The sequence below is a fragment of the Streptomyces sp. NPDC004610 genome (assembly GCF_040609715.1).
In the GTDB taxonomy this organism is placed as follows: Bacteria; Actinomycetota; Actinomycetes; order Streptomycetales; family Streptomycetaceae; genus Streptomyces.
In genome coordinates this window covers 23,552-37,718 of sequence record NZ_JBEXLA010000032.1, presented here as the reverse complement: position 1 = coordinate 37,718, position 14,167 = coordinate 23,552, and the positions used below count along the sequence as shown (strand labels likewise).

Below are 14,167 nucleotides of genomic sequence, written 5' to 3'. Positions count from 1 at the left end.
CCGCGCTTGACGCAAGGGATCTCGCGGGCATGTCAGTGGTGGCTGCGATCCTGTGCGCCATGGACGAAATGACCTTCTGGGCACTCATGGACGAGCTGAGCCGTCGCCCCGGTGACCGGCACGCACGGCTGGAGTGGCTGCGCGGGGAGTTGCGGCGCCGACCCGCCCCGGAGACGGCGGAGTTCCAGGCCCTTCTGGAGACCGCGTGCGCGGCGGTCGCCACGGACGGGCTCTGGCGGGCGGTGGACCGGATCGAGGGTGGCCTGTGCTCCGACGACGGCTTCGGCTACTTCGCGCTCTGGCTGGTGGCCCAGGGGCAGGAGACGTACGAGGCGGTGCTTGCCGATCCGGATGCCCTCGCTGACGCAGCCGAGGTGCGGGCGCTGGTGGGACGGCACACGCGGGAATGGTGTGACGACGAGTGGCCGGAGTGGGAGGAACTGGACTACGTGGCCCGGGAGGTGTTCGACGAGCTGACGGGCCAGGAGAGCGACAGCGGCGAGGCGTTCTACGAGGCCCTGGAAGCCGTTCAGGAGGCAGGGGCGGAGCCCGAGGAGGAGGCCGACGCCGCAGACGACGCCACGGTGAGAACGCAGACCCCCCGGCTCGACGCCCTCTTCCCCGCAGGATCCGCCTCCTGACCGGGACGCGCCGCCGACGTTCACGACCGTAGGCGGGGAGCCCGGAGCCCCGAGCCCGGAACCCCAAGTCCCGAGCCCCAAGTCCCGAGCCCCAAGTCCCGAGCCCCAAGTCCCGAGCCCCAAGTCCCGAGCCCGGAACCCGGAACCCCGAACCCCCAGCCCGGAGTCCGGCGCCCGGAGTCCGGCGCCCGAAGGGGCGAGATCGACCTCCGCCGATCCCGAGTACCGCGCCGACACGCCCCGCCCGGCAGATCCGGACTCCACACCTCCGCCCGCCCGGACCACCGGCCCGGCAGGGCAACGGCATGAAACCGGAAAGGGCCGCCACCACCGGCGCCACCCATACCCGCATGGCCGAAAATCACCGTGGCGAAGACGATCCAGGCAGCGGAACGACACCACCGACCCCGTCGGCTGCCGGCCGCCGAACCCACCGTCAGCTGCGGCAAAACGAGCAGGGCTCGGGAAATGCCGACCGACGCTCCGAACCGACCTCCCCACCCGGCTGGTTGACGAACCCCCACAGCGGCCCCACAACGGCTTTCAGCGCCTGGATCTTGACCCGATCACGCCAATATCATATGAATGACTCACGTCAGTTGATTCCGCGTCAACAACCGGACGACATCGTCCAGGACAGGTGAGTTCGTATGCCTTCCTCGGTTGAGCTGAACTCCGCGACGTCCGCGGTATCGCCGCCGCGTGCGCACCCGGAGCCGGACCGGCACGCGGCGTCCCCCGCGGACGCCTATGTGTTCAACGACTCCGGTTCCGAGGAGCACGACCGTCTGCGCCTGCTCGCCGGACTGCTCGACCCCATGCACCGATCGGCGCTCCGCAGGGCCGGGATCGGACCCGGGCAGTCCTGTCTGGAGGTGGGCGCCGGGGCCGGGACCCTCTCCGCGTGGATGGCCGACCAGGTCGTGCCGGACGGCCACGTCGTCGCGGCCGACCTCAACGTCTCCTTCCTCGGCGGACTCGCGGACCATCCGCATGTGACGGTCCGCAAGCTCGATGTCCTCGACACCCCCCTCCCCGATGCCGCGTTCGACCTCATCACCGCCCGCGCCCTGTTGCACCACCTTCCGGCCTGGGAGAACGCCCTCGCCCGGCTGGCCGCCGCCCTCAAGCCCACCGGGACGCTCGTCCTGGTCGAGCCGGACGCGAGTGTCGGGATCGCCAACGACGACGAGGTGCAGCGCCGCTACTGGTCGGCCTGGTGCCGGTGGGGGACCTCCGTCGGCGTGGACTTCACCCTCGGCGGCAAGTTGCCCAACAGCCTTCCCCGGGCCGGTCTGGAGGCCACCGACGTGCGCATGGAGCTGCCGTACTACCGGGGCGGATCACCTTGGGCCGACCTGTATCTGCGCACTCTGCGAGCCGCCGGGCCACGTCTCGGTACGTCCATCGACCCCGAACTGATCGTGGCGTTCACGGCCGCCAGCGCCGACCCCAGCCGGTGGATGACCTCCCTGGGCTGGACCGTGGTCGTGGCCCGGCGCACCGTGCGCAGCCGCGGCGGGCCTCGGGGCGTCCCGGGCCGGAGGACCGCGTTCCCGGGTGCGCGGAGATGAGCGCCTACTCCGAGTGCGCGGAGATGAGTGCCGGATCCGGTGCCCCGCCCCGCCGCGCCGACCGTGAGGCGGCGCCGCACCCACGCACCCGGGCCGGTCTGCCGGGCGGCAGGACCAGGGTGTCGATCGTCGGCGGCGCGGGCGGCGTGGGCTCCGCGCTGACACGTGACCTCATCGCCTCCCGCTCGGGCTACGAGATCAGCCTGCTGGGGCGCCGCAGCGAATCCGTCACCTGCCAGCTGATGGACCTGGAGGCACTCGAACCCTTCGGGCACGCGTCCCTCGTCCGCCGCGGCGACATCGGCGGCCTCCCCGACTCCGATGTGATCGTCATCGCCGCTTCGGTCCCCTTCTCACCGCAGAAGAAGCGCATCGGCTTCCTCCATGACAATGCCGAGATCCTGCGGCCCTACTTCCGTGCGATAGCGCGCCTCCCGGAACACTGGCCCGGCCGGGTCGTCGTCGTGTCCAATCCGGTGGATGTGCTGGCCACCTGGCTCCAGAACAGTGCCCGGATCGATCCCCGGCGCATTGTCGGCTACTCATGGAACGACAGTCTGCGCCTTCGCGTCGCCGTGGCCCGGGTACTGGGCATCGACCCCCGGCATGTGGAGGCGTGGATCATCGGCGAACACGGCGACCTGTGCGTTCCGCTGCTCGACCATGTACGGGTGGCGGGCCGCCAGGTACGCCTGGGACCGGACGAACGCGCCGCCGTGCTGACCCTTGTACGGGAGTGGTATCCGCGCTGGGTGGCACTGGGACTCGCCCGGACGACGGTCTGGTCCACGGCGGCGGGAGTCTCACGGATGATCCGGGAGGCCGAACAGGGGGGTCCGGCCGATTGCGCCGTCTCCGTCTCCCTCCAGGGCGAGTACGGCCTGCGGGGCGTCAGCCTGGGCCTCCCGGTGTCGCTGGAGGCGGCGGGTCTGCCCAGGGTGCGCGAGTTCCCGCTGACCCGCCACGAGCACGATGTCCTGCGCGGGGCAGCCACCGCGGTTCAACGGCAGGCAAGGGCACTGGGACCCCTCTGAGGCGCGCGCCATCGGTGCCGTGGGGCCGCCTGTCGGGTGAGGGCGGCGAGATATGGGCGTGGAGGACGAGGGAGGGCCCTGTACGGGTGGCGTGACGGGGATGTACGTCGATCCGGGGGACGATGCCGTCGGTGGCGTCGACTACCGGAGCCCCCCGGCGTCCCCCGGCGTCCCCCGGCGTCCTGGGCCGGGGCGACAAGGCCGCCCGGTCGGCGGCGTGCTGACCGCCGGTCCGGAAGGGACCGCGAAGAACGGCGCGTTGCCCGCCCGGCCTTCCTCAGCGGTCCACCTGCACCGACGCACCGGACCGAACCGGCGACGCCGTCCCCCCTGCCGTCCCCCCTGCCGTCCTCCGTGCCGCCCTCCGCGCGGACCAGGCGACCGGAACGACCGCCAGACAGGCCAGGGCGACCACGGCCATCGCGACGGGCAGTCCGGCGACCCCGGCCGTCCAGCCGATCACCGGCGGACCGCCGAGCATCCCGGCGTAGGCGACGGTCGTGACCCAGGCGATCTCCCGCTCACCGCCCCCCTCGCCCGCCCCGCCCGCGAGCCCGATCAGCACGGGGAAGGCACAGGCCAGTCCCGCCCCCGCCAGCCCGAGCCCCGCGAGCGCGGCACCGGTGACCGGCGCGGTCGCCGTCACCAGCAACCCCACCGCGGCGAGCAGCGCGCCGCCCCCGACCAGACCGTAGGGGCCGAGGAGCCGTTCCAGACGCTCACCGCAGAGCCGGGTCACGGCGACGACCGCGGTGAACAGCGCGTAGCCGCCCGCGCCAACGGCGTCCGGCACCTGGTGCCGGCGGACCAGGAACAGCCCCGACCACTCCGAACAGGCCCCTTCGGCGACGGCGACGAGCACGGCCCCGCACGCGATCACCAGAACCCGCCGACCGCCGGAACCGACCCGCGCCGACGCCCCCGGACGGACGCCCATGCCGCCCCGGGCCAACTCCTCGACCGCCCCCGCCCGCCCCTCAGCTCCCCGCTCCCCAGGCACCCACCCCTCCCGCCACCGCCCCCTCCGCCACCACCCCTCCCGCCACGCTCCCCGTGCGCGTCGCACAGACCTCTCCCGCCCCCTTTCCCTCCGCACCCGCCGCCCCTCCGGCACCCCCCTCACCACCACCCCCGTCGCCCCCGCCCCCATGACGGCCACGACCGCGAGCTGCGTCGTCGGTCCGGCGCCCGCGAGGGACGCGAGGGCCGCACCCCCGGCACCGAGGAGGCCGCCGAGGCTGAAGTTGGCGTGGAAGAGGGGCATCAGCGGACGGTCGAGAGCGCGGACGACGTCGACGGCGGCCACGTTCGCGGCCACGTCGACCATCCCCATCAGACCGCCCAGCACCGCGAGGGTGAGCCCGAGACGCAGCGGGGTGTCCGCCGTACCGACCAGGGCGAGCACCGCGAACCCCGCGCCGAGGCAGACCGCCGCGACCCGTCGCGCGCCGAAGCGGGCACAGGCCCGGCCCGCCGGTACGGCCGTCAGGACCATCGCCGCGGCCGGTCCGAGGAGCACCAGCCCGAGGACGGCGTTGCCGCTGCCCGTCTGCCGGGCCAGCGCCGGGACCTGGGCCGCCCACGATCCGTAGATCATGCCGTCGAGCAGAAAGACGGCGCAGACCGCGAAACGGGCGAACAGCATGACGAACCTCCGCACCACACACGGGCAGGCGCCGCCCGGCACCGGCGGGAAGTGCCGGATATGCGGCAGGAACACCGTCGGCTTTGCGTCAACTCTTCCCGATCGCACTCTGCGAACTCCCCTCCCTACCCGGACGGGTACACCCTTCGTACGGCCGTGCAGTCCCCGGCGGACACGGCGGCCACGGCGGCCCGCGCGGGCAGGGTCCGTACGGAGGAGCGAGGGGCGCGAGGGGCGAGGCAGGGAGGCGGGAGCCATGGCGGTGCTGTGGGGAGTGTCCTTCGACGCGACCCCGTTGTCCGGGGTGGTCGTCGAGTTCGTGAAGACCGCCCGGCACTTTCACGACCGGGGCTACGAGGTGCATCTCGACCTCGGCTACGACATCAAGGCGGACAAGAACAGATTCTTCGTCCCGTACCGCGACGAGTCCCGGCTGCTGCCGCGCTGGGTGCGGCTGTCGCGGCTGCCCGCCCTGGACACCGTCGACGGATACGGCACCACGCTGGTCACGGAGGTGCTCCAGGAGATGGTGGAGAAGGGCGATCCGCGTCTGCTGCCCGAGGTGGAGCGGATCACCGGCGCCCTGGGCCGACGGCTGCTCGCGCAGTGGGAGTCACTGGGTGTCACCCGGGTGCTGGTGGAGAACGGCACCCTGCCGGAGAACATCATGGTCACCCAGGCCCTCCAGCGGGCGATCACCGTGTACGGCGCCCGGCACCGCCTCGGGCGCTTCGTGCTGTGGCGCGATCACGACCTGATGTGGCAGAGCGAGCCGGGCAGCGGCAAGTACGGCGCCCCGCCCTGGCTCGGCACCCCGCCCCTGCTCGACTCCCCCCACATCCGCTATCTGGCCCTGCACGAGCGGGCGAGGACCCTGACCCGCGCCTGGGCGCCGCACATCCGCCGGATCGACGTGCTTCCCAACGCGTTCTCCCACCGCCCGGCCACCGTCACCTCCGCGAACGCCCGCTTCCGCGAGGACCACGCGATCCCCGCCACCGCCCGGCTGATCGCCCGCACCACCCGGATCATCCCGCAGAAGCGGATAGACCGGGACATCCATCTGATCGCCGCGCTCGCCCCGACCACGGACGCCCGGCTGTTCGTGGCGGGCGACACCACCGAGGACCCGCGCGAGTACCGGCGGCTGACCGCGCTGGCCGAACGGCTCGGCGTGACCGGCCGGGTCGTGTTCGGCGGCTGGCTCGCTCCGGACCCGGAGGCCACCGGGGCACCCGCGGGCGGCGGCCGTTCGGTCCGCGATCTGCTGGCACACGCCGACCTGCTGTCGTTCCTCACCTCCTACGACTACGAGAGCTACGGAAACCCCATCGGCGAGGCCATCGCCGCCCATGTCCCCTACATCACCAGCGCCTACGAGCTGTACCCCACGGTGTACGGCGACAAGGGCTTCCGGGCGCCCGTCCTGCACGACGATCTGCCGACCCCCGCATTCGTGAACGAGGTGGCACAGTTGCTGAACGACGACCGCCTGAGGTCCGCCACGGCCGATCACAACCACCGGCTCGGGGAGCGGCACTTCGGCCGCTCCACCGCCGCCGGACTCCTCGACCGGCTGGTCCTGACCCCGATGGGCCCCCGGACCCGGATGAGCGTCATCATCCCCGTCTACAACGAGGCGGCCAGCCTCCCCACCGTCCTCACCTCCCTGTACGAGCAGCGCGACCGGTCCGGCACCCCGCTCGACCCGGAGCTGTACGAGATCGTCCTGGTCGACAACAACTCCACGGACGCGACGGTGGAACTGGCCCGGCGCTTCGCCAAGGAGCGCCCCGGCCCCGCCCTGCACATCGTCCACGAACCCGAGCAGGGCGCGTCCTGCGCCCGCCGCACCGGCATGCTCTTCGCCGCCGAACGCGCCACGGGCCGCGGCCCGTCCGGCACCACCGGCGGTACCTCCGCCGCGACGGGCCCGGCGTCCCCGGCCGACGACGACCGCTTCTACCTGGTCTCCGCCGACGCCGACTGCCAGGTGGACCCGGCCTGGCTGGCCACCCTGGTGGAGGCGATGGACACCACCGGCGCCGCCATCGGCGTATGCGACTACTACTACCGCGAGGAACATTTCACGAGCCGCCCCCGTCTCTGGGACGCGATCTCCCGCACGCTGCGCTGCCGCCGGGTCGCCTTCTCCCTCTTCGGCGGCTTCCCCGACGGCAAGGGCTTCGCCGTCGAACGCGAGGCGCACGACAAGGCGGGCGGCATCGAGATCTTCTACCAGCTCCAGGACGGCCGGTTCGTCAGCCATCTCTCCGACGACTGGGACTTCGGTATCAAGGTCTCGGCGCTCGGCGGCAGCCGGGTCTACGTCCCGCAGTCCCGGGTGGAGATCAACCCGCGCCGCGTGGACCACGCGCTGGAGGAGGTGATCGAGGGCAAGGCGTACGGCTCCCACGGCACGATCGTCATGCGGGACATCCGCCCCGAGCCGGAGAACGGAGGCACCACCACCGCACCGCCCGCCGACCACGACGAGGCCGCCGACCACGACGAGGCCGCCGACCACGACCGGGACGGCGGCCTGGATCACGACCAGGACGGCGGCCACGACCAGGACAAGGACCACCCGGATCTCACCGAGGAGGAGGCCCGCCGGGCCTGGGAGTTCTCCATCAAGGACTTCACCCCCAAGAACCTGCTGCTGCCCCTCCTGCTCGACCCCGCGCTACTGGAGACCGCGCCGGTAAGGGAGTTCTTCGGCGCCCCGCTCGCCGACGCGCTGCGCCGACGCGTCGAGGAGATCACCGAGGAGACCCGGCTGAGGGACTTCACCCCGATCCACTCCTACAAGACCCCGTCGTTCCGGCTGTACTTCGAATTCGCCGCCGAACTCTTCGAGCGGCTGCGCGCGACGGTCGGCGACGACATCGGCCATCCACCGCCACTGCCGCCCTGCCTGGAGGACGTCCCCCGCGCCCGTTTCAGGGAGTTCGTCGCCTACTACTGCGAGGACCGCGAATCAGGAGAGGCCCACGACTACTTCGGGAACGGCGGTGTCTTCTGATGGCCGTCGACCCTCTGACCAGCAGCCCTGTGCACCGCGCCCCGACACCCACCAGCCCGGGTTCCACCGACCCCGCCCTGAACTCCCTGCTGGCCCTGGACCCGACCGCCCCCGTCCCCGCCGCCGTCCACGCCCTGTCCGCCCCCGAGAACCGGCACCTGCTGGACTATGTGCGCGAGGACCCCTTCGGCGCCCATGTCTTCCCCGGCAACATCGAGGACTACGACCCGGAGTCCTTCCTGGACGACCTGGACCGCCAGCTCGCCACCACCCCGCCCATCCACCTCTGGGCCTACATCCCCACCTGCGCCTACCGCTGCCGCTTCTGCCAGTACCCGGTCGTCATCACCAAGGGCCCGCAGGAGACAGTGGCGCGGCGATCGGCGCAGTGGGTGGACTGGAACATCCGCGAGGCCCGACTGTGGCTGCGCAGGCTGCCGCACCTGGCCACGGCACCGGTGGGTGAGTTCAACGTCTTCGGCGGCACCCCGTCCCTCCTGCCCGCCGGGGAGATCCGCCGCCTGCTGGACTTCTACCGGGAGCACTTCGCCTTCGGCCCCGACACCACCATCCGCTTCGAGGGCGACCCCACCACGTTCACCCCGCCCAAACTGGAACTGCTGGCGGAACTGGGCTGCACCAAGGTCTCCAGCGGGGTGCAGTCGTTCGACGACCATGTGCTGCGGCTCAGCGGCCGTGAGCACACCGGCGACACCTGCACCGAGTTCATCCGCCGGGCCAGGGCCACCGGTTTCGACTGGATCAGCGTCGACCTGATGTACGGCCTGCTCGACCAGACCCTGGACACCGTCCGCCGGGACCTGGACACCGTACTGGAGCAGGAACCCACCGCGGTCGTCTGCACCAAGCTCCACCTGCGTGACTACAGCGACACCCGCACCGGTGTCGCGGGTGTACGCCCCGCCGCCTGGCAACTCCCCGACTACCGCGCCCGTCTGGAGTCCCGCGGCCATCACTGGCCCACCCTGGGCGAGCAGTACCAGATGCGGGAGATCCTCACCGACGGCCTGCGGGGGGCGGGCTGGACGGAGCATCCGACCATGTACTTCGCCCGCCCCGGCGCCGGTCCGGAGAAGTGGAAGGCCATCATGGCCGACCAGGACCAGCAGCACGCCGAGGTCGCCATCGGCCTCGGCGGCAGCTCCAGCTGCCGCCGCTCCGAGGCCATGACCGATGTCGACTGGCGGCGCTACGGCACCGCCGTCGACGCCGGCCGGATTCCCCTGGGCTCCGCCACGGCGTTCACGGCGCAGGCCCAGGAGACGCGCGCGGTGAACATGGCCCTGTCCACGCTGCGGCCCCTGCGCGAGGACATCCACCGCCGCCGCTTCCCCGCCGCGTCCCTCTTCTCCCCCCACCGCCGCGCCGCCTTCGACTCCCTCCAGCGCCGGGGCCTGCTCCTCACCGACGAGCAGTCGGGCACGATCACACTGACCCCGGTGGGGGAGACACTGGTGGAGGCGATCATCAACACGGAGCTGAGGGAGGGGCGGGCGGCGACGGACGAGGGCGCCTGACCCATGGGGGCGTCGATGCCCCGCACTGATGACCGCCTGGCCGCCCAGTTCCCCCCGCGCCCGGCCGCCCGTGCCGCACCGGGCCCGGAACGCCTCCCGGACGAGGTCGAGCAGCAGCGTGCGGGCGCGTCGCTCGGCGGCAGCAGCCAGGTCTCGGCGGCGAGATCCGCCAGGTCGATGCGCTCCTGTCCGGCGAAGGGGTACCCGCGGGGAGGATCACCACGACCGGTTCGAGCCCGATGACATCCACGACGACCCCGTCGCCGGTACGGCGCCGAAGCCGTCCAGACGGTCACCGGCACCACCCCCTCGGGCGGCCGGAGCCGGTAGCCGCGGATCCGCTCGGCACTGGCCCCCGCGCCACGGCTGCCGCTTCCCCCCGCCGCCCACTCCACAACCCGGCCTGACGCGCCCCAACCCGCCCCGACCCGACTCAGACCGGGGGAGTCCACGGCTCAGAGCACCCCGGTGTGCTGCTGGATCCAGGACCGCCAGGTGGCCACGTCGGTGTAGACCGCGCCGCCGACCCCGCAGGTGCTGCTGTTCGCGCCGCTGCGGCTGGTGGCGCCCGCGAGTTCGAGACGGCCGTTGCGGTTGACCAGGGCCGGCCCGCCCGAGTCGCCGTAACAGGCGGTGCTGGAGGTGGCGCCCGCGATGCACAGCTCACGGCTGTTCACCATGCCGGTGCAGGAACTGTCGGGCAGCACCCTGGTGTCGAGCTGCTTGAGGTAGCGGGGCGCCGCGGTGGAGCAGCCGCGCTGCGGGCAGGTCTGTCCCCAGCCGAGCAGGCGGACGGCTGAGTTGTCGGCCGGTGTGCTGGTGCTGATCGGCGCGGGCATGTTGCCGACCTGGGTGCTGAGGCGGAGCAGGGCTATGTCCTGGCCGGGCATGCTCTGGCTGCTGGAGGGCCGGACGATCTGCGAGACCCCGACCAGACTCCCGCCGCTGAGACGGTCGTTGGAGCCGATCCGCACCCGCAGGGCGGAGGGAGGAAGTGCGCCGTTGCCGTACGTACAGTGCATGGCGGTGACCATCCACTCCGGCGAGATGAGCGAGGCACCGCAGTAGTGACTGCCGTTGACCTGGATCGACCCCATGAACGAGTAGGTGGAGGCGGCTTGTTCGCCTCCGACGAAGGGGGTCGGGGCGGCGGCTGCGGTACCGCCGAGAGCCGGAACGGTGACGGCCAGGCCGAGGGCGATGCCCGCGGCGACCAGGGGCCGGGCGAGGCGCATGGAAATTTCCATATGTGTGTGTGGGGGGCCCGAGAAATGCCCGGCGGAGACTGTTCGTGGTCCGTCAATCGGCCCGTGCTCAGGAGTATGCGAGGGCGCCGGGTGGGTCCACCAATGTCAGCGCCCCATAACATCCGGCCGTACTGAGGGGTAGCTCCCGGACCCGGACCGGGACGGCGGTACTCCCCGGCCCTGGTCGGCGTCGGCGCAACGGCGACCGCCGCCGCTCAACGAAGGGCGCCGCCAGGCCACGACAGGCAGCCCCTTGGCTCAGCGGCATACCGAAACCCTGTGCGCGGGATTCACATCCGACACATGGCCGACCCGGTGCGCCCGCCGCCGGGGGAGGAGACGGGCGCACGAGGACCCAGGTGAAACGGGCTTCACGCTGGCTCGGATCTGTCGCACGGGGCAGCCGCGGTGCGCTGACTCAGGCGTGGCGGCGCCGCCCGGCCGCCGTGGCTCCGGCTCCGCAGAGGGCGAGTGCGAGGACCGCCCCCGCGCCCGCGGTCACCGAGACGATGCCCACCGGGCCGCTGTCCTCCTCCCGTGCCTCGGCCGCTCCGGTGGTGCTGCCCTGCCCGGCCGAGGGGGAGTAGCCGCCGGCGTAGCCCTTCTTCGCGTACCCGGAGCCGGGGAGCTTGTCGCCGTACGCGGCCCGGACCCGGGTGCGGTAGGCGTCGAGGGTGGTGCCGTTGTCGCCGACCGCGCGGATCGCGTCCTCGTCCAGCGGGAGCACCTTCGCCCCCTTGCTCACGAACCAGGCGTCGATCTGGGGCTCGCGGAACACCGTCCCGCCGGGGAGCAGGTCCGCGCCGCGCCGCGCGTAACGGAACTCGTCGTCGCCGGTGGCGATGTTCACCACCTGCCACCCGTCGTCCAGGGGCGCCGCCCACACGGACGCCTTCTGGCCGTCCGACGAGACCGCCTGGGTGGCCAGGAACTCCGTACGGGCCACGGGTGCGCCCGCCTTCCCGGCCACGAACTCCGGTGACAGCGTCAGGACGGGCACCGTGGCGCCCTCGGCGCGGGGTTCGGCCGCGGACCGGGCGACCGCCCCGTCCCGGGCGAAGAAGCGGGAGAGGGTCTCCAGCGTGGCGGGAGCGGTGGCGGCGTCCCGGGCTGCCGCCAGATCGGCACCCGACGGCCGACTGTCCGGGAGCACCGCCGTACCGCCGCCGTCGGCGGCGGCCGTGGACGCGCCGACGAGGGTGCCGGCCGCGCCGAGGGCGAGCGAGGCCGCGAACGCGGCGCTGACCGACTTCCATGACTTCCCTGGCATGGCCGAGGTCCGCCTCATCGCGTTCACGCCCCGATCCGGTAGAGCGAGTGGGTCCAGGAGAAGGAGTTGTTGTTCACGTACCAGGCGTGGGAGCCCCAGTTGTAGCGGCTGCTGGACGGCCAGGGGTCGGCCCAGTAGACCCAGCTGTTCGCGGTGTCGTAGCCGTAGATCACATGCATGTGGCCACCGCCGCTGGACCACTGGATCCTGGTCTCGATGGGGCGATTCTGGTCGATGTCGGTCTGGACGGCCGGGTAGCGGAGCCAGTTGCCGATGTACGACCCTGGCCGTACGCCCGCCCAGCTCAGCCCGGTCTGCACATTGCCCAGGGTCGCCTGGTTGTTGGGGCACTGGGTGTTCTGATTGCGGTTGAACGCGGCGTTGCAGAACTGGTTCTGGCTGTAGTTCCGGCCGAAGTAGGCGGCGATGGTGTTGCCGCCCGCGGCCCAGCACCAGTTCGTCTGGAGCTGCGCCTGCATGGTGATGTCCAGACGCTTCGCCGCGAGGGCGGGAGCCGCGTTCGCGGCACCGGCCGCGTGGGGGGTGGCGGAGTCACCGGCCGGGGCCGCGACGGCCGACGACAGGGGCACGGTCATGAGTGCGGCGAGTGCGGCGAGTTCCGCCGAGACGGCCCTGAGCCGTCTCCTGTTCTTGCGCATGGCGTTCCTCCCTGAGGGGATCGATGGGGGCGGAGGAGCGCGTCCGGACGCTGCGGTCTGAGCATCCGTCCTTGTCGAGAGCAGGTCAACGCGCTTCAATGCGGTGGACACGGCGCTGTGAACGCATCGGCCCTGTGGTGAACACAGTTCCTCCGTGTCACCTGGACGGCGGTGAACGCCCGTCCGCGCGGCCCGGCGCCGTCGTGAACGTTCACTGGGCGCCGTGCCGGAACCCGCGCGGACGCGCCCGAAGCCGCTGGAGGTACGTATGGGTCACACCGAGGCCGATCTGGTGCAGATGCTGCACACCGGGCCGTTCCATCTGGCGCTGCGCGCGGCGCTGTCGGTGCGCGGACTGCCGCTCCAGCGGGTGCAGCACCATCTCGCGCACCGCGGCATCAAAGTCGGTGTCACCAGCCTCAGTTACTGGCAGCAAGGAGCGCGCCGCCCCCGGCGCCCCGAGTCGCTGCGGGCCGTTCGCGCGCTGGAAGAGGTGCTGGAACTCCCCGGGAACTCATTGATCAGGCTGCTCGGCGAGGAGAGCGCCCGTTCCACGGCCGAGCGGCCCGCCGCCCGCTCCTACCGTGCCCTGCTGGAGGTGTCCGCCGCGGTCGAGGAACTGCTGGCCGAGCTGGAGAGCCCGCTGGACGGCGGACTGCACACGGTCGGTCACCACGAGCGGGTGGGCATCGGCCCGACCCGGGAACTGCTCGGACGTGACTCCCGGCACGTCGTACGGGCCCACCGCGACGGCATCGACCGCTACCTCGCCATCCATCACGGCGACCCGGACTGCGACCCCACCCGGGTGCGGGTCACGGCACGGGACAACTGCCGCACCGGGCGGATACGCCGGCACCAGGAATCCGGGCTGGTCATCGCCGAACTGCTCTTCGACGCCCGGCTGCGCGCCGGTGAGACCTATGTCTTCGGCTACGGATTCGAGGACGGCACGGGCGGCGCGAGCGGCGAGTACGTACGGGGCTTCCCCTACGCGGGCGGACAGTACGTCCTCCAGGTGCGCTTCGACGACCACGCCCTCCCGGTGCGGTGCCGCCGGTTCGCCCAGGCGACCACGGGAGCGCCCAGGGGAGCCCGCACCGATCTCACCCTCAGCGGCCGACACCGCACCGTCCACCTCGTGGAACAGGGCGTCAGGCCGGGCATCCTGGGCATCGAATGGGACTGGGAGTGAACGCCGACAGAACACGGCCCGGTCCCCGGCGCGGATGCCGCGATGAGATGGAACCGACCCCCGGGCGGGCAGGTTCGGCGCGGGTCCGCCGCCATGGTCTCCCCCCGTGGGAGCGCCCCGCAGGCGCACGAGCCGGGGGTATGGCGGGGGCCAGGGGGTGATGGCCACAATCGGGAGGGGTGTTCCCCGGCACGCCGGCCGGGCATCCTGCGCGTTTCCACCACGGCGACAACCCCGGCCACCGCCGCCGCTGGCTCTTCGCCCATCTCCCCGGCCAGAAGGCCGTGTTCACCGTTGTGTCGCGTCGCCCGTGCCGAGGAATCCGATCCGTACACGATC

Annotated in this window: 10 protein-coding genes; 6 read left to right on the top strand and 4 right to left on the bottom strand. The window is 72.2% G+C overall.

All coding sequences use genetic code 11. The features are described 5' to 3' along the window. The first annotated feature begins 59 nt into the window (after positions 1-59). From ABZX40_RS30165 to ABZX40_RS30155, 3 genes are all read left to right on the top strand, one after another. Positions 60-641, top strand: coding sequence for a DUF4240 domain-containing protein (locus ABZX40_RS30165; RefSeq protein ID WP_355735687.1), 582 nt, complete (start codon positions 60-62; stop codon positions 639-641). A 650-nt stretch (positions 642-1,291) separates the two neighbouring features. Continuing rightward, the gene (locus ABZX40_RS30160) at positions 1,292-2,215 is read left to right on the top strand and encodes a methyltransferase domain-containing protein (RefSeq protein ID WP_355735690.1); all 924 of its coding nucleotides are present in this window, start codon (positions 1,292-1,294) and stop codon (positions 2,213-2,215) included. Next, positions 2,212-3,249, top strand: coding sequence for a hypothetical protein (locus ABZX40_RS30155; protein ID WP_355735692.1), 1,038 nt, complete (start codon positions 2,212-2,214; stop codon positions 3,247-3,249). Before ABZX40_RS30160 ends, ABZX40_RS30155 begins: the two co-directional genes overlap by 4 nt. Positions 3,250-3,526: 277 nt before the next feature. Here ABZX40_RS30155 and ABZX40_RS30150 read toward each other — a convergent pair whose 3' ends face one another. Next, positions 3,527-4,894, bottom strand: coding sequence for an MFS transporter (locus tag ABZX40_RS30150; protein WP_355735694.1), 1,368 nt, complete (start codon positions 4,892-4,894; stop codon positions 3,527-3,529). A 256-nt stretch (positions 4,895-5,150) separates the two neighbouring features. On the opposite strand from ABZX40_RS30150, the gene ABZX40_RS30145 reads away from it, so the two are divergent. Beyond that, positions 5,151-7,919 (top strand): glycosyltransferase, encoded by a 2,769-nt coding sequence (locus ABZX40_RS30145; protein WP_355735697.1) that lies wholly within the window; start codon positions 5,151-5,153, stop codon positions 7,917-7,919. After that, complete coding sequence (locus tag ABZX40_RS30140; protein WP_355735699.1) at positions 7,919-9,457, top strand: radical SAM protein; 1,539 nt, start codon at positions 7,919-7,921, stop codon at positions 9,455-9,457. Before ABZX40_RS30145 ends, ABZX40_RS30140 begins: the two co-directional genes overlap by 1 nt. Before the next feature lie 455 nt (positions 9,458-9,912). Here ABZX40_RS30140 and ABZX40_RS30135 read toward each other — a convergent pair whose 3' ends face one another. The 3 genes from ABZX40_RS30135 to ABZX40_RS30125 form a co-directional block, all read right to left on the bottom strand. Beyond that, on the bottom strand, positions 9,913-10,692 hold the full coding sequence (locus ABZX40_RS30135) for a serine protease (RefSeq protein ID WP_355735702.1): 780 nt from the start codon (positions 10,690-10,692) through the stop codon (positions 9,913-9,915). Between the two features lie 430 nt (positions 10,693-11,122). Continuing rightward, positions 11,123-11,974 (bottom strand): hypothetical protein, encoded by an 852-nt coding sequence (locus tag ABZX40_RS30130; protein WP_355735704.1) that lies wholly within the window; start codon positions 11,972-11,974, stop codon positions 11,123-11,125. A 23-nt stretch (positions 11,975-11,997) separates the two neighbouring features. Beyond that, positions 11,998-12,633, bottom strand: coding sequence for a papain-like cysteine protease family protein (locus ABZX40_RS30125; RefSeq protein ID WP_355735707.1), 636 nt, complete (start codon positions 12,631-12,633; stop codon positions 11,998-12,000). Positions 12,634-12,901: 268 nt separating this feature from the next. Between ABZX40_RS30125 and ABZX40_RS30120 the strand changes: the two genes are divergently transcribed. Beyond that, positions 12,902-13,828, top strand: a complete 927-nt coding sequence (locus tag ABZX40_RS30120) for a hypothetical protein (protein WP_355735710.1) — start codon at positions 12,902-12,904, stop codon at positions 13,826-13,828. Positions 13,829-14,167: the final 339 nt, after the last annotated feature.